Origin of the sequence: Streptomyces sp. NPDC006743 (assembly GCF_040703815.1) — a bacterium.
GTDB lineage: Bacteria > Actinomycetota > Actinomycetes > Streptomycetales > Streptomycetaceae > Streptomyces.
This window is the reverse complement of the sequence record NZ_JBEYJA010000013.1, coordinates 152,374-170,405: the sequence shown is the minus strand read 5'-3', so window position 1 is coordinate 170,405 and position 18,032 is coordinate 152,374. Positions and strand designations below refer to the sequence as shown.

The 18,032-nt window shown below is 75.0% G+C and carries 17 protein-coding genes; 6 read left to right on the top strand and 11 right to left on the bottom strand.

From position 1 onward, the window contains the following. The 9 genes from cysD to ABZ719_RS14390 form a co-directional block, all read right to left on the bottom strand. Positions 1-519, bottom strand: a 519-nt coding sequence (gene cysD, locus ABZ719_RS14430) for a sulfate adenylyltransferase subunit CysD (protein ID WP_366725507.1), incomplete at its 3' end; no start/stop codon positions are given. Then, positions 516-1,076 (bottom strand): adenylyl-sulfate kinase, encoded by a 561-nt coding sequence (gene cysC, locus ABZ719_RS14425; protein WP_366725506.1) that lies wholly within the window; start codon positions 1,074-1,076, stop codon positions 516-518. The genes cysD and cysC, both read right to left, overlap by 4 nt. Positions 1,077-1,078: 2 nt before the next feature. Continuing rightward, entirely contained in the window at positions 1,079-1,789 is a 711-nt protein-coding gene (locus ABZ719_RS14420) for a phosphoadenylyl-sulfate reductase (protein WP_366725505.1), read from the bottom strand. After that, positions 1,786-1,971, bottom strand: a complete 186-nt coding sequence (locus ABZ719_RS14415) for a hypothetical protein (RefSeq protein ID WP_366725504.1) — start codon at positions 1,969-1,971, stop codon at positions 1,786-1,788. Before ABZ719_RS14415 ends, ABZ719_RS14420 begins: the two co-directional genes overlap by 4 nt. Further along, positions 1,968-3,662: a nitrite/sulfite reductase gene (locus ABZ719_RS14410; RefSeq protein ID WP_366725503.1), complete on the bottom strand. Its 1,695-nt coding sequence runs from the start codon at positions 3,660-3,662 to the stop codon at positions 1,968-1,970. Before ABZ719_RS14410 ends, ABZ719_RS14415 begins: the two co-directional genes overlap by 4 nt. Positions 3,663-4,214: 552 nt before the next feature. After that, the gene (locus ABZ719_RS14405; protein WP_366725502.1) at positions 4,215-4,787 is read right to left on the bottom strand and encodes a GNAT family N-acetyltransferase; all 573 of its coding nucleotides are present in this window, start codon (positions 4,785-4,787) and stop codon (positions 4,215-4,217) included. Between the two features lie 152 nt (positions 4,788-4,939). After that, positions 4,940-6,388: a hypothetical protein gene (locus ABZ719_RS14400; protein WP_366725501.1), complete on the bottom strand. Its 1,449-nt coding sequence runs from the start codon at positions 6,386-6,388 to the stop codon at positions 4,940-4,942. A 199-nt stretch (positions 6,389-6,587) separates the two neighbouring features. Beyond that, positions 6,588-7,877 (bottom strand): GAF domain-containing protein, encoded by a 1,290-nt coding sequence (locus tag ABZ719_RS14395; RefSeq protein ID WP_366725516.1) that lies wholly within the window; start codon positions 7,875-7,877, stop codon positions 6,588-6,590. Between the two features lie 397 nt (positions 7,878-8,274). Further along, positions 8,275-9,909: an acyl-CoA dehydrogenase family protein gene (locus tag ABZ719_RS14390; protein ID WP_366725500.1), complete on the bottom strand. Its 1,635-nt coding sequence runs from the start codon at positions 9,907-9,909 to the stop codon at positions 8,275-8,277. A 242-nt stretch (positions 9,910-10,151) separates the two neighbouring features. Between ABZ719_RS14390 and ABZ719_RS14385 the strand changes: the two genes are divergently transcribed. After that, positions 10,152-11,360, top strand: coding sequence for a YihY/virulence factor BrkB family protein (locus tag ABZ719_RS14385; protein ID WP_366725499.1), 1,209 nt, complete (start codon positions 10,152-10,154; stop codon positions 11,358-11,360). A gap of 43 nt (positions 11,361-11,403) precedes the next feature. On the opposite strand, the gene ABZ719_RS14380 is transcribed toward ABZ719_RS14385, so the two are convergent. Continuing rightward, entirely contained in the window at positions 11,404-12,354 is a 951-nt protein-coding gene (locus ABZ719_RS14380; RefSeq protein ID WP_366725498.1) for an NmrA family NAD(P)-binding protein, read from the bottom strand. Positions 12,355-12,435: 81 nt separating this feature from the next. Between ABZ719_RS14380 and ABZ719_RS14375 the strand changes: the two genes are divergently transcribed. Together ABZ719_RS14375 and ABZ719_RS14370 are read left to right on the top strand one after the other, a co-directional pair. Then, the gene (locus ABZ719_RS14375) at positions 12,436-13,383 is read left to right on the top strand and encodes an AraC family transcriptional regulator (RefSeq protein ID WP_366725497.1); all 948 of its coding nucleotides are present in this window, start codon (positions 12,436-12,438) and stop codon (positions 13,381-13,383) included. Between the two features lie 140 nt (positions 13,384-13,523). Continuing rightward, positions 13,524-14,195 (top strand): helix-turn-helix domain-containing protein, encoded by a 672-nt coding sequence (locus ABZ719_RS14370; RefSeq protein WP_366725515.1) that lies wholly within the window; start codon positions 13,524-13,526, stop codon positions 14,193-14,195. Here ABZ719_RS14370 and ABZ719_RS14365 read toward each other — a convergent pair. After that, entirely contained in the window at positions 14,175-14,579 is a 405-nt protein-coding gene (locus tag ABZ719_RS14365) for a VOC family protein (protein ID WP_366725496.1), read from the bottom strand. The genes ABZ719_RS14370 and ABZ719_RS14365 overlap by 21 nt on opposite strands. A gap of 265 nt (positions 14,580-14,844) precedes the next feature. Here ABZ719_RS14365 and ABZ719_RS14360 point away from each other — a divergent pair, with 265 nt between their 5' ends. The 3 genes from ABZ719_RS14360 to ABZ719_RS14350 all read left to right on the top strand — a co-directional run bounded on the left by ABZ719_RS14360 (position 14,845) and on the right by ABZ719_RS14350 (position 17,947). Further along, complete coding sequence (locus tag ABZ719_RS14360; RefSeq protein ID WP_366725495.1) at positions 14,845-15,738, top strand: isocitrate lyase/PEP mutase family protein; 894 nt, start codon at positions 14,845-14,847, stop codon at positions 15,736-15,738. Then, positions 15,735-15,998 carry a hypothetical protein gene (locus ABZ719_RS14355; protein ID WP_366725494.1) on the top strand — a complete coding sequence of 88 codons (264 nt, stop codon included), beginning with the start codon at positions 15,735-15,737 and terminating at the stop codon, positions 15,996-15,998. The genes ABZ719_RS14360 and ABZ719_RS14355 overlap by 4 nt, the downstream gene beginning before the upstream one ends. A gap of 299 nt (positions 15,999-16,297) precedes the next feature. Then, positions 16,298-17,947: a carboxylesterase family protein gene (locus ABZ719_RS14350; RefSeq protein ID WP_366725493.1), complete on the top strand. Its 1,650-nt coding sequence runs from the start codon at positions 16,298-16,300 to the stop codon at positions 17,945-17,947. Positions 17,948-18,032 lie beyond the last annotated feature (85 nt).

Here is an 18,032-nt window from a genome sequence, read left to right as displayed (position 1 = left end):
CTGGCGGCGCGGGTCCCACTGGGAGAACTCGTCGCGGAGGCTGAACACCCGCTCCTTGGCGCGGGCCTTCTCCTCGTCGCGGCGCCCGCCGCCGAAGACCGCGTCGAACCTCTCCGCCTGGATCTTCTCGGTGAGCGGCAGCGTCTGCAGCGGGTTGCGGGTGCCGTCCGCGCGTTCCTTGAGCACGCCCCGGTCGATGTAGTCCTGCACGGAGGCGACGTGAAGGCGCAGCCCGTGCCGCTCGACCGTGCGGTCCCGGTACTCCAGCACCTCGGGGAAGTTGTGCCCGGTGTCCACGTGCAGCAGCGCGAACGGCACCGGCGCGGGCGCGAACGCCTTCAGCGCCAGGTGGAGCATGAGGATCGAGTCCTTGCCCCCGGAGAAGAGGATCACCGGGTTCTCGAACTCGCCCGCCACCTCGCGGAAGATGTGCACCGCCTCGGACTCCAGCGCGTCCAGGTGGGAGAGCGCGTACGGCCCCGCCGTGCCCTCCTCGGCCTCGGTGACGGTCGTCGTCATGCCAGTCCCCTTTCGCTGAGCAGGGCGTACACCGACGCCGCGGACTCCTGCACGCTCTGGTGCTGCGACTCGATCCGCAGGTCGGGCCTCTCGGGCTCCTCGTAGGGGTCGTCGACGCCCGTCAGACCGGTCAGCTCGCCCGCGGCCTGCTTGGCGTACAGGCCCTTCACGTCGCGCACCGAGCACACCTCGACCGGGGTGGCGACGTGCACCTCGACGTAGGCCGTGCCGTTCTCCTCGTGCCGCTTGCGCACCGCGTCCCGGCTGTCCGCGTACGGCGCGATCACCGGGACCAGCGCGAGGACGCCGTTGCGGGCGAGCAGTTCGGCGACGAAGCCGATCCGCTGCACGTTGGTGTGCCGGTCCTCGCGGCTGAAGCCGAGGCCCGCGGAGATGAACTCGCGGATCTCGTCGCCGTCGAGCACCTCGACGCGGTGGCCCTCCTCGCGGAGCCGGGTCGCCAGCTCGTGCGCGATGGTGGTCTTGCCGGCGCTCGGCAGACCCGTGAGCCAGACGGTGGCTCCGGTCGTCACGTGGTTCTCCTGTATGTGTGTCATGGTCAGCCGTGCAGTCCGCACTCGGTCTTGGCGCGGCCCGCCCAGCGGCCGGCCCGCGCGTCCTCGCCCTCCAGCAGGCGCCGGGTGCAGGGCGCGCAGCCCACGGAGCCGTAGCCGTCCATCAGCAGCGGGTTGGTCAGGACGCCGTTCTCGCCGACGTAGGCGTCCACGTCGTCCTGGGTCCAGCGGGCGATCGGGGAGATCTTGACCTTCTGCCGCTTCTCGTCCCAGCCGACGACCGGGGTGTTCGCCCGGGTCGGTGACTCGTCGCGGCGCAGCCCGGTGGCCCACGCCTGGTAGCCGGTGAGGCCCTCCTGGAGCGGGCGCACCTTGCGCAGCGCGCAGCACAGGTCGGGGTCGCGGTCGTGCAGCCTCGGACCGTACTCGGCGTCCTGCTCGGCGACCGTCTGCCGCGGGGTGAGGGTGATGACATTGACGTCCATCACGGCCTCGACCGCGTCGCGGGTGCCGATGGTCTCCGGGAAGTGGTAGCCGGTGTCGAGGAACACCACGTCCACGCCGGGCATCGCCCGGGAGGCGAGGTGGGCGACCACCGCGTCCTCCATCGACGAGGTCACGCAGAACCGCTTGCCGAAGGTGTCGGCCGCCCACTGGAGGATCTCCAGCGCGGAGGCCTCCTCCAGGTCACGGCCGGCCTGCTCGGCCAGCGCCTTCAACTCCTCGGCCGTGCGCTCCTGCTGAGTGGTCGTCACGTCTGCTCGTCCCCTCGGTCGTCGGCGGTCCGCTGGATCCCTCGGGCCAGCAGCCCGAGGAACTTCAGCTGGAAGCCGCGGTTGCACGCCGCGCATTCCCAGGCCCCGTGGGTCTGCTCACCCGGGCGCAGGTCCTCCTCGCCGCAGTAGGGGCAGTAGAAGGGCGCCGCGCGCTCGCTCACGACAGCGCCTCTTCGGAGGCCCGGGCCGCCCAGGAGGCGAAGCGCTCGCCGTCCTCGCGCTCCGCCTGGAAGCGCTTGAGGAGGCGCTCGATGTAGTCGGGCAGCTCGGCGGAGGTCACCTTCAGGCCGCGGACCTTGCGGCCGAAGGACGGCTCCAGGCCGAGGGCGCCGCCCAGGTGGACCTGGTAGCCGCCGACCTGGTTGCCGTCGGCGTCGGTGACCAGCTGGCCCTTGAGACCGATGTCCGCGGTCTGGATGCGGGCGCAGGCGTTCGGGCAGCCGTTGATGTTGATGGTGACCGGCTCCTCGAAGCCGGGCAGCCGGCGCTCGAGTTCGTCGATGAGGTCGCTGCCGCGGTCCTTGGTCTCGACGATGGCGAGCTTGCAGAACTCGATGCCCGTGCAGGCCATCGTGCCGCGCCGGAACGGGGAGGGGCTGACCCGCAGGTCCAGCGCCTCCAGGCCGTCGACCAGCGAGTCGACCCGGTCCCCGGGCACGTCCAGGACGATCATCTTCTGCTCGACGGTGGTGGAGACCCGGCCCGAGCCGTGCTCCTCGGCCAGCGCGGCGACCTTGGTGAGCAGCGAGCCGTCCATCCGGCCCACGCGCGGGGCGAACCCGACGTAGAACCGGCCGTCCTTCTGCCGGTGCACGCCGATGTGGTCGCGCCAGGCCTGCGCGGGCATCTCGGGCGCGGGACCGTCGATCAGTTTGCGGCCCAGGTACTCGTCCTCCAGTACCTGGCGGAACTTCTCCGCGCCCCAGTCGGCGACCAGGAACTTCAGCCGGGCCCGGTTGCGCAGCCGCCGGTAGCCGTAGTCCCGGAAGATCGAGGTGACGCCCTCCCAGACGTCGGGCACCTCGGCCTCCGGCACCCAGGCGCCCAGCCGCACACCGAACCGGGGGTTGGTGGACAGACCGCCGCCGACCCACAGGTCGAAGCCGGGTCCGTGCTCGGGGTGGACCACGCCGACGAAGGAGATGTCGTTGATCTCGTGCGCCACGTCCAGGAGCGGCGAGCCGGAGACGGCCGTCTTGAACTTGCGCGGCAGGTTGGAGAAGCGCGGGTCGCCGATGTAGCGGCGGGCGATCTCGTCCAGTGCGGCCGAGCCGTCGATGATCTCGTCCTCGGCGACGCCCGCGACCGGGGAGCCGAGCATGCCGCGCGGGCAGTCGCCGCACGCCTCGGTGGTGGACAGGCCGACCGACTCCAGGCGCTCCCAGATGGCGGGCACGTCCTCGATGCGCACCCAGTGGAACTGGATGTTCTGCCGGTCGGTGATGTCCGCGGTGCCCCGCGCGTACGTCTCGGAGACCTCGCCGATGGCCCGCAGTTGCTCGGTGGTGAGCCGTCCGCCCGTGATGCGGACGCGCATCATGAAGTACTCGTCCTCCAGCTCCTCGGGCTCCAGCAGGCCGGTGCGCCCGCCGTCGATCCCGGGGCGGCGCTGGGTGTACAGGCCCCACCAGCGGAAACGTCCCCGCAGGTCATTGGGGTCGATCGCGTGGAATCCGCGCTTGGAGTAGATCGTCTCAATGCGTGTCCGCACATTGAGACCGTCGTCGTCCTTCTTGAGCTGCTCGTTGCCGTTGAGCGGGGTCAGGTGCCCGACGGCCCACTGTCCCTCGCCACGGTGACGGCTCACCTTGCGGCGGGGCGCGGCGGAGTTCTGCGAAGAGGCGGCGGCCATGGTCGATACGTCCTTCGGGACAGCGGGGGTATGCGGCTCTGACCTGCGCGGATGCGGGCGCACGGGCAGACAGGCAGGCGGGCGCGTCGTTGCGCGGGAAGGGGAGGGGAATGATCCGGTGGTGCTGCGCCGGCGGCCGCTCAGGCCACCGCGGGCGAGTCAGCTCGCCGGACAGATGGCGCTGGACATGCGGCCGTGGTCGACGTGCCGTCGGCTCACCAAGGCGGTTCCAGTTCCAGGCATGACCGCAGAGTGGCACGGAGATCTGGACACAGTCCACCTTTGTCCAGACTGCGGACACCCTTGTCCCGAGATGCGGGACAAGGGTGCCGTCGGTCACATGCGGGAGAGCGATTGCCCCTGCCCGGACCAGGCCGGTGAGGCGCCGGGCGGGGCGGGCGCGGCCGGATCCGACCGGGAAAGCGCGGGCGGATCCGGCGGGGAAAGTACCGGCCGGTCAGGCCGCTGGGGCGTGGGGCGGGCCGGGCAGGGAAGCGCCGGTGGATCAGGTCGGTGGGGCGTGGGGCCGGCCGGGCCCCGAAGCGCCTGTGGTCAGGCCGGGTAGGCGCCGGGCCAAGGACCCGGAGTGGCCACCTCCGCCTCCTCCTCGACCTTGGTGTCGAACAGCTTGAAACCGCGGCGCTGGTAGTTGTCCATCGCGTGCTCGCCGTCCTTGCTGCACGTGTGCAGCCAGACCCGCTTCGTCGGCGCGAGCCCCGGCCAGCGGTCGGCGAGGTCCCAGGCGCGGGCGGCGCCGTGGGACAGCAGGTGGCCGCCGATGCGCCGGCCGCGGAAGGCGGGGATCAGCCCGAAGTAGACGATCTCGACCACCCCGTCGTCCTGCGCCTCCAGTTCGACGTACCCCGCCGGCGTGCCCCGGTCGTACGCCACCCAGGTCTCGACACCCGCACGCTCCAGGTACGCCCGCCACCGGGCGTGCGTCCAGCCGAGCCGGTCCGTCCAGCGGATGTCGCCGCCCACCGACGCGTACAGGAACCGGCTGAACTCGGGCGAGGGCACCTCGGAGCGGACGACGCGGACGTCCCCCTCCGGCGCGGCGGCCGGCAGGAGGTCGGCCGGGGCGGTCTGCTCCAGGGACCAGGTGGTCACGGCGATGTTCGTCATGCCGGCCAGGGAATCATCCGGCCGGGGTCCGTGTCGATCGAGCGGGGCGCGCCGGCGCCGGGGGAGGGGCCCGGCGGCTCGGAGCCGCGGACAGAAGGGGGCCTCCGATCAGCGGGCGCCGCCCGCAGGGGCCCGCCTTCTGTCCGCGGCTCTCAGTGCAGTTCGTGTTCGACGGCGGACAGGGGCACCGCGAACAGGGTGCGGCCGGAGACGGACCACAGCTCGCCGGTCCCGGGTTCGTAGGACAGGGAGCCTGCGCCGTCGCCCCAGCAGCGGTGCGTGTCGCCCGACGCCCCGCACTCCGTGGCCTCGGCGCCGTCGTCGTCCTGCCGCCACAGCGTGCCGTGTCCGCCCCGCTTGCCCGCCGTGCGGCCCAGGTACCAGTCGGTGTGGGCCGAGGGGCCCGTGCGGTGCGCGAACACGCCGCGCACGCCGTTCGCGTCGGTCTCGTACGCCTCGGCCGCGCTCACCGTCCCGGCGGAGTCGGCGGCCAGCAGCCCGGCGCGGGCCGGGTCCGTACTGAAGGGGTAGCGCCACAGACGGGTGTGGCGGTCGCCGTCCGCCGCCGCCGTCTGACTCGCGACCAGGCTGTCCGGCGTCGAACTGTCGTCCAGGGAGAGGCCGGTGGGGCAGGGAGGGGCGGAACCCTCCCTGCCCGGTGCGCCGGAACCGTACCCGCCGCCGGAGGCGGACGCACGTGCCGGAGCGGACGCCGTGCCCGGACCGCTCCCGGCCCCGCCCGTGCCGTCCGGGCCCGCCGCGCGGTCGCAGCCGCCCGCGGCCGGGCGGTAGGAGGCGACCGCGGGGAGGACCCAGCGGTAACCGTGCGCCGACCAGCCGCCCGGCACCCGGCCGACCGCGTCGGCGGTGACGGTGGCCCGCTGGATGCGGCGCAGGTCGTAGACGTACAGCGCGTCCCGCTCGGCACCGGAGGTGGTGACCAGCAGTTTGTCCTGGTACCGGACCATGCCCGAGACGCGGGACGCGAGCGCGCGGTAGTCGCGCCCGCCGTCGACCGGCACGGCGAGCAGCGCCCAGGTGTAGGTGAGGCGGGCCGGGTCGTCGGCGTCGACGAAGGCGACCCGGGCCAGCCGCCCGCGGCCGGTGTCGTCGCCGCGGTGGGTCCAGCCGGAGAGGATCACCCGGTGCGTGCCCCACCGGCCGGTGCCCGACGCGTCGCCCGCGGCGGCCACCGACTGCGGCCGCCACTCGCGGGTGGCCGCGTCCGCGGTGTCCCAGCAGTACGCGCGTGTGGCCGCCGGTTCGACGGGCAGGGCCTTCTTCTCCTCGTCCGTGCAGCCGTCGGCGTCGCGCAGGGTGCGGTCGGCGGCGCCGAGCACCGTACCGGCGTCGACCGGCCGGCCCATCGCCGCGGCGAGCCGGTCGAGGGACGCGGCGGGCACGGGCTGCTCGGTGAGCCGCAGTCCGGCCAGTTCGGTGGCCGAGGTGAGTGGCCGGAGCGCGCCCGGGTCGTCGGTGACCGTGGCCTGCGAGGCGCTGATCAAGGTGGCGGTGGCGGTCAGCGCGAGGCCGGCTCCGGCCAGGACCGCGCGCAGCGCCCTGCCCCGTCTGCGCCGGCGGTGTCGCCCGCGTTGCTTCATCCAACCCCCCTTGTTCCAGGGCTCGGTTCGCCTTCGGGACGCCCGCCGGCCGGGCGGGCCAACTGCGCCGCGGGTTCCCAGCGTTGAGCAAGGAGCGGATGGGGCGACCCACAGTGATGCTACGGCAGTCCGGCGCGCCGTACGCCGAAGACCCCGCAAACTCGCGCAAGATGCGGACCGGGGGCGGGGCGGGCCGCCTTCAGGGCACCGCGGACGCCGCCCGCTCCCGGCGCACCGACGGGGCCGTCGAGTGCGGCAGCAGATCGCGGGGATCGTCCGGGAGCAGCAGCCGGACCCGGGCGTCGTCACGGAAGCGGTACGGGCGGTGTTCGAGCAGCGCGCCCAGGTACCGCCGTACCCGGGACATCTCCGCCCGGACGGTGACCGTGCGGGCCGGGTCGCCGAACACCTCGCCGGCCAGTTCGGCGGCGCCGCGGCCGGCCCGGTGCACGGCCAGCAGGCAGAGCAGTTCCGCGTGGCGCGGGCTCAGTTCGCGCGTCCAGGTGCCGGCGTCGCCCGAGACGGCGAGCGACCAGCGGTGCGGGCGGGACAGGTCGAGCACGATGTGCGCCTCACCGGGCGGGGCCGCCTCCTCACCGGCCCGCAGCAGCCAGCCGTCCGCCAGCGGCTCCAGCGAGCACAGACCGATCGCCGGCAGCCAATGGGAGCCGGGAGCGGGCGAGTTGGGCAGCGCGATCCGCGCGGTGTACGGCATCCCGGTCACCGCCGCCGTCCAGCCGTCGCGGTCCACCACCGCCGCCCGGCCGCCCAGCCGGGCCAGCACCGGAGCGGCCACCGCGCGCAGCCGCTCCAGCGCGGACAGGTGCAGCTCGCGCAGCCGGGCCTCGGCCAGCTTGGCCACCGAGTCCACCCAGGCCAGCGTCGCCGGGTGCACGGTCCTGAGCGGGCCGCTGACGTCCACCACCCCGATCAGCCGGCCGTCCCGCGGATCGGTGACGGGCGCCCCGGTGCACGTCCAGGTGGTGTGCGAGCGCACGAAGTGCTCCGAGGCGAAGACCTGCACGGGCCGGCGCACCACCGCGGCGGTGCCGACCCCGTTGGTGCCGACGACGTCCTCCCGCCAGTCGGCGCCGAGTTCGAAGCCGAGACCGTCCGCCTTGCGCAGCACCGACGGGTGCCCCTCGCGCCACAGCACCCGCCCGTCCTCGTCGGCCACCACCATGATGTGCTGCGCCGCGTCCGCGAACGACAGCAGGCCCTCGCGCAGCACCGGCAGCACGTGCCGCAGCGCGGAGGTCTCCCGCCGCCGCTCCACCTCGTCGCGGGGCAGGAGCCCGGAGCGGAAGTCGTGGTCGGGATCGACGCCGCTGCGCAGCATCCGCTCCCAGGACTGGCCTATCACCGGCCGCGGCGCCACGCGGGTGGGCCGGCCGGCGAGCGTCCCGGAGCGGACCTCGCTGAGCAGCCGTGCCGCCCCCGCCGCGTCGACGGCGGCGAGCCGCGTCACGTCCACCGGCGCCTGTGCCACTGGATCCTCCCGCCAGAAGTCGCCGCCGGCGCCCGGATCCCCCTGGGTCGCGGCCACGCGCCGGCGCCTGCTCTGCCCTGCTCCCGCGCGGCCGTTCACCGGCCGTCGGCCACTGTCCGGTTCATAGTGCCGTCCGCCGCCGCCGGAGGGGGCTGCTCCGGCCATCCGCGAGGCCCGGTTGCAACCCCCCGCAACCCTGGTGAACCCGGCCGTCCCGCCCGAGACTTGTCCTGCGCCGCCCCGCGCGGCGCCCGCGGCCTGCGACGGGCCGGCGGCGCAGGTGGTGCCGTGTCGGCGCGGCACCACCTCGCGGGGTGTCCGAAAAGCATCGCCCGGCGCCGTGGAACCCGGGCGCCCGGCCGCCCCGGACGGCCGGGTCCGGCCACCGTCCGCCCGTTCAGGACACCGGACGGGCGCGTTCCACCAGCGACGCCAGGTCCAGGGTGTGCGGCAGGGTGCCGAAGGCGGCGCCGTGGTCCCCGCCCAGCCGGGAGGCGCAGAAGACGTCGGCGACCTCGGGCGGCGCGTACCGCACCAGCAGCGAACCCTGCAGGACCAGCGCCAGCCGCTCCACCAGACGGCGGGCGCGGGCCTCGATCCCCTCCAGGTCGGCGAATTCGGTCAGCAGGGACTTGATCGCGGCGTCCAGCCGGTGGTCGGCGCCGCGCGCCGACCCCACCTCCCGCAGGAAGGCGTCCAGTGCCCGCGGCTCGCGGCGCAGCGCCCGCAGCACGTCGAGGGCCTGGACGTTGCCCGCGCCCTCCCAGACGGAGTTGAGCGGCGACTCCCGCACCAGGCGGGGCAGCCCGGACTCCTCGACGTACCCGTTGCCGCCCAGGCACTCCGCGGCCTCCACGACCAGGGGCGCGCACCGCTTGGTCACCCAGTACTTCGCGGCCGGCACCGCGATCCGCAGCAGCGCCCGCTCCTGCTCGCCGCCGTCGTCCCAGGCCGCCGCGAGCCGCAGCACCAGCGCGGTCGCCGCCTCCGACTCCAGCGCCAGGTCGGCCAGGACGTTGCGCATCAGCGGCTTGCCGGCCAGCGGGCCGCCGAACGCCTCCCGGTGGGTGCAGTGGTGCACCGCCTGCGCCACCGCCTGCCGCATCAGCCCGGCCGAGCCGACCGCGCAGTCCAGCCGGGTCGCCGCCACCATCTCGATGATGGTGCGCACCCCGCGCCCCTCCTCGCCGACCCGGCGCGCCCACGTCCCGTCGAACTCGACCTCCGCCGAGGCGTTGGAACGGTTGCCCAGCTTGTCCTTCAGCCGCTGGAGCAGGAACACGTTCCGCGTGCCGTCGGCGAGCACGCGCGGGACGAGGAAGCAGGTCAGACCGCCCGGGGCCTGCGCCAGCACGAGGAAGCCGTCCGACATGGGGGCCGAGCAGAACCACTTGTGCCCGGTCAGCTCGTACGTGCCGTCCTCGGCCAGCGGACGCGCCGACGTCGTGTTCGCCCGTACGTCGCTGCCGCCCTGCTTCTCGGTCATGCCCATCCCGAACAGCGCGCCGGCCTTCAGGCGGGCGGGCCGCAGCTCGCGGTCGTAGACCGTCGAGGTCAGGCGCGGCTCCCACTCGGCGGCCAGCTCCGGGTCGGCGCGCAGCGCGGGGACCGCCGCGTGGGTCATCGACAGCGGGCAGCCGTTGCCCGCCTCGACCTGGGTCCACACCAGGAAGCCCGCCGCCCGCCGCACGTGTCCGGCCGGGCGCGTCCAGGCGGCGGTCAGGCCGGCCGAGACGCCCTTGCCGAGCAGCCGGTGCCAGGCCGGGTGGAAGTCCACCTCGTCGACGCGGTGGCCGTAGCGGTCGTGGGTGCGCAGCCGGGGCGGGTTCTCGTTCGCCTGCGCCCCCCACTCCTGGAGCTGGGCGGAGCCGGCGGCCCGGCCGAGCGCGGACAGCTCGCTGCGGACCTCGTCGAGCAGACCCGGCCCGACATGCCGTTCGACCGCCTCGGTCAGCGCCCGGTCGGCGGTGAAGACGTCGTACCCGGTCAGCGGGGGCACCTGGTTGGTGACGGAGTGAGTGCGGGCTGCCATGGCACGGAACCTACCCGCGCCACGCCCCCGGCCACCACACCGGCGGGGATCTCCGTCGGAGGCCGGGGCCGGGGGGCGAAGGCGGGGGCGGCCGTCCGGCCGTGGCGGTCCGTGTCCGGGCGGCGGTCCGCGTCGGGGACGGCGGTCCGCGTCGGGCGCGGCGGTGGCCGTCCGGCGGCGGTGATCCGTGCGGTGCCCCGGTGGATGAGGGCGGCGGGGCAGGACAGGGATACCTTTGGCTCGTGCAGCCAGCCAGTGAAACCCCCGACAGGCCGACCGGCCGCTTCCACCGGGCCCGCGCCCTCTACCGGAACGTCTCCAAGCGCAGGACCGCCTGGCTGCTGCTCAAGGACACCGTCAACTCGTGCATGGAGTACCGCATCCTCGGCCTCGCCGCCGAGGCCGCGTTCTTCACCCTGCTCTCCGTTCCCCCGCTGCTGCTCAGCCTGATCGCCCTGCTCTTCTACGTGGACTCCTGGACCGGCGCGCACACCATCGCCAGCCTGGAGCGCAACATCATGGACGCCTCCCGCACGGTCCTGTCCGACCAGGGAGTCAAGGAGATCACCCAGCCGATCCTGCGGGACGTGATGCAGGGCGGTCGGCCGGACATCATCTCCATCGGGTTCGTGTTCGCCCTGTGGTCGGGCTCGCGCGCGGTGAACGTCTTCATCGACACCATCACCGTGATGTACGGCCTCGACGGCGTGCGCGGCATCGTCAGGACCCGCCTGATGGCCTTCCTGCTCTTCGTGGTCGGGCTGCTGATCGGCTCCGTCGCGCTGCCGCTGATGGTGGCGGGACCGGACGCGGTGGTACGGGTCGTGCCCTGGTCGACGACGGTCGTCCAGGTGCTGTACTGGCCCGTGGTCATCGTCCTGTCCATCGCCTTCCTCACCACGCTCTACCACGTGTCCGTGCCCGTGCGCTCCCCGTGGATCGAGGACGTGCCCGGCGCGCTGGTCGCCCTGGCCATGTGGGTGGTGTGCAGTTTCGTGCTGCGCATCTACCTGACCAGCACCGTCGAGGGCCCCACGATCTACGGCTCGCTGGCCGCGCCGGTCGCCGTGCTGCTGTGGATCGGCGTGTCCGCGTTCGCCGTGCTCGTCGGGGCGGCGGTCAACGCCGCCATCGACCGGGTGTGGCCGGCCGCCGCGACCGCCGCGGCCCGCGCCGCCAACGAACGGGTGCGCGAGGCGCAGATCGCCGAGTACGTCGCCCGGGCCGCCGCTGTCCGCGAGGCGGATCCGGACGCCTTCGACGACGACGCCGACGACACCGACGACGCGGACGGCCTGGGCGACGCCGACATGCCCTCGGAGTTCCCCGAACGCTGGTCGCGCTTCCTGCCCCCGGAGGACGTGACCGCGCGCCTGCGGGCGCACGCGAAGAGCGCCCAGGCGCGCGGCCCGCACAAGGAGGACCGGAACGGGTCGGCGCCGCACGAGTGAGGGCCCCGGGAGCTCCGGGAGCCCCGGGGTTCCCGGGCCCGGCTCACGGCCGGTCCCACACCCCGGCCGCCGCCGCCTCCCGCGCGAAGCCGGCGAAGTCCCGCGGCTCGCGTCCGAGCACCTGCCGCACGCCGTGCGAGAGGAAGGAGTTCCGGCCGTCCAGCAGCGTCCCGAACAGCTCCACCAGGAACTCCGCCTCCTCGGCGGGCACTCCGAACCCGGCCAGCGCCTCCCCGTAGGCCGGCGCCGGCACCGACCGGTAGGTCAGCGCGCGCCCTGACGCGGCGGCGGCCTGCGCGACCGCGTCGCCGAACGTCAGCAGCCGCGGCCCGGACACCTCGATGACCTGTCCGGCGTACCGGTCGCCCGAGGTCAGCGCGGCCACCACGACGTCCGCTATGTCCCGCACGTCGACGAACGGCTCGCGCACGTCACCGGCCGGGAACACCAGTTCCCCGTTTCGCCGCAGTTCCTCCGCCAGCGGACCCTCGCTGAAGTTCTGTGCGAACCAGGCGGCCCGCACCACCGTCCACCGCGCCCCCGACGCGCGCAGCGCCTCCTCCGTGGGCAGCGCCTGCTCCTCGCCCCGCGCCGACAGCAGCACCAGCCGCCGTACGCCGAGCGCGACCGCCTCGCGGGCCAGCCGCCCGACCGTGTCCGCCGCGTCCGGGGCGCCGACGTCCGACGGATGCACCAGGTAGGCCGCGTCCGCGCCGCGCAGCACCGGCGCCCACGTCGTCGCGTCCCGCCAGTCGAAGCCGTGCGCCCGGGACGCCGCCCGCACCGTCAGACCCGCCGCCGCGGCCGCCGCGGCGACCCTGCTCCCCGTACGGCCGGAGGCGCCGGTGACCACCACGGTCGTCTCCCGCGCCGACCGCGCGCCGGTCCACACGCCCGGCGCGTTCCGCGCGTCCTGCGCGTTCTGCACGTCCTGTGCCTCCTGCGCGTTCTGTACGTCCTGCGCGTCCTGTGCCTTCCGCGTGTTCTGTGTCATGCGGACAGTCAACTGCCCGGCCCCGTACGGGAACCATCGCCGAACCGCTCACACGCATAAGCGCCCGTCTACGCTGTCCGCATGGACGCACTCGCCGGCCTCCTGGAGGGCCCCCGCGCGCGCGGCGCCTTCATGATCCGCGCCTGCCTGGAGCCGCCCTGGGCGGTACGCGTCGAGGACGAGGCCCCGCTCACGGTGATGCTGATGGCCCGCGGCCACGCCTGGATCGTGCCCGACGACGGCGAGAAGGTGCGCATCGGCCCCGGCGACCTCGCCATCGCGCGCGGCCCCGGCCCGTACACCTGCGCCGACGACCCCGGAACGGCCCCGCAGGCGCTGATCCTGCCGGGCGGCGAGTGCAGTCACCCCGACGGCCGCTCCCTGAACGGTTCCATGGACCTCGGGGTGCGCACCTGGGGCGACCGCATCGACGGCGGGACGGTGATGCTGATCGGGACCTACCTCATGAAGGGCGAGATCAGCAACCGGCTGCTGGACGCGCTGCCGCCGCTGCTCACCCTGACCCCGGACGTGTGGCAGTGCCCGCTCACCCCGCTGCTCGCGGACGAGATCGTGCGGGACGAACCCGGTCAGGAGGTGGTCCTGGACCGTCTGCTCGACCTGCTGGTCATCGCCGCGCTGCGGGCGTGGTTCGCCCGGCCCGACGCGGCGGCGCCCGCCTGGTACGGAGCGCTCGGGGACCCGGTCGTCGGCCCGGTGCTGCGGCTCGTCCAGGACGAGCCGGCGCACCCGTGGACCGTCGCGGCGCTCGCCGCGCGGGCCGGCGTCTCCCGGGCGGCGCTCGCCCGGCGCTTCACCGCCCTGGTGGGGGAGCCCCCGATGGCGTACCTCACGAACTGGCGGCTGGCTCTGGCCGCCGACCGGCTGCGTGACACCGACGAGCCCCTCGCCGCCGTCGCCCGTCAGGTCGGCTACGGCAGCGCCTTCGCGCTCTCCACCGCGTTCAAACGTGCCTACGGCGTCAGTCCGCAGGAACACCGCACGCGGGTCCCGCACTCCGGCGCGTGAGGGACGTGAGCGGCGTGAGCGGTGTGAAGGGCGCGAGCGGGGTGTGCGGGGCCCGCGGGGCACGCCGGGCGGGGGGAGCGGACGGCGCGCCCGCGGACGCGGTCCCCGCGCCCGGCGGATACGCGGAACGGCCCGCCCGGCTGCCCGGTGCGGTGCTCTGGACGAAGGGTCCGGCGGCCTCCGGTCCCGGCGCCGGACTCGTCCTGCCGGACGGGTGCATGGACCTGCTGTGGAGCGAGGGGCGGCTGCTGGTCGCCGGGCCCGACACACGGGCGTACGCCCCCGACGGGTCCTCGGCGTACTGGGCCGGCCTGCGCTTCTTCCCCGGTACGGCGCCCGCCTGCCTCGGTGTGCCCGCGCACGAACTGCGCGACCGGCGCGTCGACGTGGCCGACCTGTGGCCCGCCCCGGCGGTGCGGCGGCTGCGTGCCCGCCTGGCGGTGGCGCGGGACCCGGCCGCCGCCCTGGAACAGGCGGCGCTGGAGCGGGCGGAGTCGGCCGGACCCCCCGACCCGCTGCTGCGCCGCATGGTCGCGGCCCTGGACGCGGGACGCCCGGTCGCCGCGACCGCCGACGAACTCGGCGTCGGCGCCCGCTGGTTGCACCGGCGCTCCCTGACCGCCTTCGGCTACGGACCCAAGACGCTGGCCCGGGTGCTGCGGTTCCAGCGGGCCCTGGCGCTGGCGCGGAGCGGGGTGCCGTTCGCGGACACCGCGGTCCGGGCCGGATACGCCGACCAGGCCCATCTCTCCCGCGAGGTACGTGAGCTGGCCGGCGTGCCGCTGGGTGAACTACTCGGCGTCCGCGGGTAGCGGCGCGAACAGGTCGACGCCGTTGCCGTCGGGGTCGTGGACGACCGCGTACCGCATCCCCCAGAACGCGTCCCACGGCTTCAGCTCCCCGTGGTGCCCCGCACCGGCCAGGTCCTCGTGGACGGCGTCCACGTCGGCGGGCGTGGCGCAGCGGAAGGCGAGCGAGACCCGGCCGCCCGCCGCCGGGGGCCGCCACCCGGGGTGGAAGGAGCGCACGGTGTCCTCGGTGTCCAGCGCGAGGGTCAGGCCGCCGGGCAACTCGGCCTCGACGTGCGGCTCTTGTCCGGCGCCCTCGGGGAAGACGAGACCGAGGCGGCGGTAGAAGGCGAGGGAGGCGGCCAGGTCCGAGACGACCAGGCCGACCACGGCGAATCGTGGGGTCATGCCGCCACGGTGGCACGGCCGCGGCCGGCGGTCTTGAAGGAATCGGACGGCCCGGATCAACCCCGTGACGTGACACGCCGGTCAGTGACGTTTCTCCGGTGAAGGTGTTCCGCCGTCCGGGTGAGTAAAGGACGCCCCAAGTCCCGATCTCGGCTCGGTCTAGGGATCCTTTTGTCTCGGCAAAGGGCAGCGGGCCGCCGTTCACCGGCACGCAGCCGCCCCTGCGGGCGCCGCGCGCGCCCGACCCCCCATCAGAGGAGTCACGTTGACCTACGGCAAGAAGCTGCGCCAGCAGATCGCCGGGCCGGGTACCACCCCGCTGATCGGTGTCTACGACATGTACTCGGCGTCGATCGCGGCCGAACACTACGACGGCATGTTCGTCTCCGGGTTCGGCTTCGCCGCCTCCTACTACGGGCTGCCGGACATCGGCTTCATCGCCTGGCCGGACATGGTGGCGTTCGTCCAGCGGCTGCGGGGCGCCTTCCCCGCGCACCACCTGCTGGTGGACATCGACGACGGCTACGTCGACCCCGAGGTCGCCTGCCACGTGGTGGAGGGACTGGAACGCATCGGCGCCTCCGGGGTGATCCTGGAGGACCAGAAGCGGCCCCGCCGCTGCGGGCACGCCGACGGCAAGCAGGTGCTGCCGCTCGACGAGTACCTCGCCAAGCTGGAGAAGGTGCTGGCCACCCGGCAGGACCTGGTCGTCGTGGCCCGTACGGACGCCACCGACGAGGCGGACATCCTGCGCCGAGCCGAGGCGCTGGCGGCCACCGAAGCGGACGTGATCCTCGTCGACGGCATCCGAAGCGTGGACTGGATCCGGCGGGTGCGGGAGGTGGTCGGCGGCAAGCCGCTGCTGTTCAACCAGATCGCCGGCGGCAAGTCGCCGCGGCTGTCGCTGAGCGAACTGTCCGACCTGGGCGTGGACGTCGCGATCTACTCCACCCCGTGCCTGTTCGCGGCGCACGAGGCGATGGACAGCGCGCTCGCCGAACTGCGGCGCGCCGACGGCCGGCTGCCCGAGGTGGACCCGGCCGGTGGCGTGGGCGTCCGCGCGGCGACCAGTCTGCTGGAGCGCAACATGGCTCACCGGCGGGCCGAGCGCGCGGGCGCGAGCGCCGGCGTGGTGGCGGGCGCGGGCGTCGGCGCGTGAGCGTCCGGCCGCCCCGGCTGCGCACGGCCGCCGTGCTGGCGATGGCCCTGGTCGCCGGTTCGGCGCCCGCGGCGGCGGCCGGCAGCCTCATCACCGTCCTCGACAACTCGCACGCCGACTCCATCCTCGAGGTCGACCGCACGGCGAACCTCCAGACCGGCAGCGGCACCGCCGGCAGCGACCACGACGGAAGCGCGGTCGACCTGATGGAGGCCCTGGTGGGGGCGTCCCGCGGCGGGGGAGAGGAGGACGGCGCCTGACCGCCCCGGCACCACCGGCCGTCCCACCGGTCGTCCGCAGGCCGCGCGCAGCGGCGGCGGCCGGCCGGTGACCGGTGACCGGCGGGCGGCCGGCAGGCGGTGGGCGCACAGGGGCGCGGGGGGCGGGGCGCCCGCCGTGGCCCCGCCCCCGCCTGCCCGGGTACGCCCGCCGGTCCCGCCCCGGGCACCGGCGGCGGAATACCACGGGGCTCCATGGTGCTCTTGGGTTACCGGGGCTCGTGCGCGGTCGGCCGGGCGCGAGCGGGGTGCAGCGAGCGCGCTGAAGGGCTGGTGGGCACATGACGTCGGACCGGACGGCTCCCGTGGTCAGAACGCCGCACGGGGCGGTACGCGGAAGGTACGAGCACGGCGTGGCCGCCTTCCGGGGGATCCCGTACGCGGCACCGCCCTTCGGCCCCCGCCGGTTCCGGCCGCCCCGGCCGCCGGAGCCGTGGGACGGGGTGCGCGACGCGGGCGTCTACGGGCCCACCGCGCCGAAACCGCCGTACTCCGAGGCCTTCTCCCAGTACCTGTCCGACCCGTCCGTGCCCGGCGACGACTGCCTCAACCTGAACGTGTGGACGCCCGACCCGAGTCCGGCGGCCCGGCTGCCCGTCCTGGTGTGGCTGCACGGCGGGGCCCTGACCCGCGGCTCGTCGGCCGTGCCCGTGTACGAGGGACACTCCTTCGCCCGGGACGGTGTCGTCCTCGTCTCCGTCAACTACCGGCTGGGCGTGGAGGGCTACGGACTGTTCCCGGACGCCCCCGCCAACCCCGGCCTGCGCGACCAGCTCGCCGCGCTGCGCTGGGTCCACGAGGCCATCGGCGCCTTCGGCGGCGACCCGGGACGGATCACCCTGTGCGGCCAGTCGGCCGGTGCCATCAGCACCGGAGCCCTGATCGCCGCCCCGCAGGCCCAGGGGCTCTTCCGGCGGGCCGTGCTGCAGAGCGGCCCGCCCGAGGCCGCCGACCGCGACAAGGTGCGGCGGATGGTGCGCCGGATGGCGGCCCGGCTGAAGGTCCCGGCCACCGCCGAGGCCTTCGCCGCCGTCGACCGGGACCTGCTGCTGCGCACCCAGGCCGAGGTCGGCCGGCTCAGCAGCCCGGTCCTCGGCGGCCCCGCCTTCGGCATCGTCGTCGACGGCGACCTCGTGCCCCGCGACCCGCTGGAGGCGCTGGTCGAGGGGGAGGCCGCCCGCGGCGCCGGCCTGCTGATGGGCTGGACGCGCGACGAGTACCGGCTGTGGCTGGTGCCCGGCGGTCTGCTGGAGCGCGTCGACCGGCTCGGCCCGGTCGCCCTGGCCGGTGCGATGGCCCGCTGCCACTGCGGGCACGAGGTGGTCCGCGGCTACCGCTCCCTGCGGCCCCGGGCGGGCGCCGCCGAGATCGTCGGCCAGCTGGTCACCGACCACCTGCTGCGCCGCCCCCTGCACCGGCTGGCCGACGCCCGCGCCGGGTCCGCGTACGTGTACGAGTTCGCGTGGCCGTCCCTGCTGCCGGGCCTCGGCGCCTGCCACGCGCTCGAACTCGGCTTCGTCTTCGACACCGGCGACGTGCCGGACTCGCGCCGGCTCGCCGGCGAGGGTGCCCCGCAGGAACTCGCCGACGCCATGCACGCCGCCTGGGTCCGCTTCGCCACGGACGGCGACCCCGGCTGGCAGGCGTGGGATCCGTCCCACCCGGTCCGCGTCTTCGGTGACGGGCCGCCGCACACGGCGTACGGTCCGCGGGACGCGGAACTCGCCCTGTGGACCGCCCCGCCCGCCGCCACCGCCCCGCCCGCCGCCGGCCCGCTGCCGCTGTCGCCCGCCGCACCGGCCGCCGCCCCGGCCGTCGCGGCGGCCGGGGCGTCCGTGGGCCCGGCGGCCGTCGCCGTCCCGGGCCGGGGCGCGGAACTGCGCGCGGTGATACGGCGCCTGCGCCGCTCCGGCGGTGTCCGGGGCGCCTGACGGCGGCCGCCGCGCAGGCGTCGGGGAGGACGCCCGGGACGCGCTCGCCGCCCAGCAGGTTCCCGGCCGCCACCGCGCCGGCCGC